The organism is Halomonas sp. 707D4 (assembly GCF_024158685.1).
Lineage (GTDB): Bacteria > Pseudomonadota > Gammaproteobacteria > Pseudomonadales > Halomonadaceae > Vreelandella.
Genome location: NZ_JAMZBD010000721.1, coordinates 1 through 1,123, shown reverse-complemented (window position 1 = coordinate 1,123; position 1,123 = coordinate 1). Strand labels below are relative to the sequence as shown.

Annotated in this window: 2 protein-coding genes; one reads left to right on the top strand and one right to left on the bottom strand. The window is 66.6% G+C overall.

Annotated elements, in window-relative coordinates; translation table 11 throughout:
- On the bottom strand, positions 1-357 hold a 357-nt coding region (locus tag BIS11_RS18205), incomplete at its 3' end, for a GntR family transcriptional regulator (protein ID WP_253586810.1).
- A 236-nt stretch (positions 358-593) separates the two neighbouring features.
- Here BIS11_RS18205 and BIS11_RS18200 point away from each other — a divergent pair.
- Positions 594-1,123, top strand: a 530-nt coding sequence (locus tag BIS11_RS18200; RefSeq protein WP_253586809.1) for an amidohydrolase, incomplete at its 3' end; no start/stop codon positions are given.

Genomic DNA, 1,123 nt, shown 5'->3' with positions numbered 1-1,123 from the left:
CCCGAGCCCCAGCGCGTCGGCCACGCGGCGGCTGGCGGGTTCCTCGCGGCGCACCATGACGCGGCCGGTGGGCACGCGCCGCTCGCCCTGGCTATCCACGTGACGGAAAAAGCGAAACAGCGAGCCGTCGAAGTTGGGCCGGCGGATGAAGGTGCCTCGGCCCTGGATGCGCTCCATCAGCCCATCCTGCACCAGCGTCTCGACCGCGCGGCGCAGGGTGCCCACAGCCACGCCGTAGTACTTGGTCAGTTCGGCCTCGGTGGGAATCGCCGTGCCCGGCGCCCAGTCACCGGCGGCGATCCGGGCCAGCATGTCGTCGCGCAGGCGCTGGTAAAGCGGTAGCCGCATGTCCGTCATCGAGCGTGTTCCTTGGTGTCATCCGCGCATAATTTCCTGTCGAGAATGTACCACCTTTAGTCGTAGACCGCGTCCACGACGTTTAAATACGTGTATCCTGCGATTCATCTATTCATATATATGAATTTTCGGGAAGCCGTCAGGCCGCCGAGCGCCGCGTTTGGCGCTCAGGCAGGCACGGTTCGAACACAGAGGGCTCGCGCGCCTGCGCTCGAGCGTACATCATGAGGAAAACCATGACCCCGCCTACTTCAGCGGCGTTGACCGGCATCGATACCCACGCCCACATCTTCGAACGCGACCTGCCTTTGGCAGCGGGCCGACGCTACAGTCCGGAGTACGACGCCCGGGTGGAGCAGTACCTGGCCCACCTGGACCGCTCAGGGCTTTCCCACGGCGTGCTGGTTCAGCCGAGCTTTCTGGGCACCGACAACCGCTACATGGTCGAGGCGCTCTCCCGCCATCCGGCGCGGCTGCGCGGCACCGCCGTGGTCGAAAGCGACATCGACGGTGCGGCGCTCGATACACTTGAAGAGGCCGGCGTCGTCGGCATTCGCCTCAACCTGATCGGCAAGAGCCCCCAGGCGTACCTGAGCGCCCAGTGGCAGGCGCTGTTCGCCGAGCTTGGCCGGCGCGGCTGGTCGGTGGAGGTGCAGCGCGGCATCGACGACATCGCCCAGGTCGTGCGGCCGATTCTCGCCTCGGGCGTGGCGGTGGTGGTGGAACACTTCGGCCTGCCCAGTGGCGAACTCGACCCGGCCAGGGG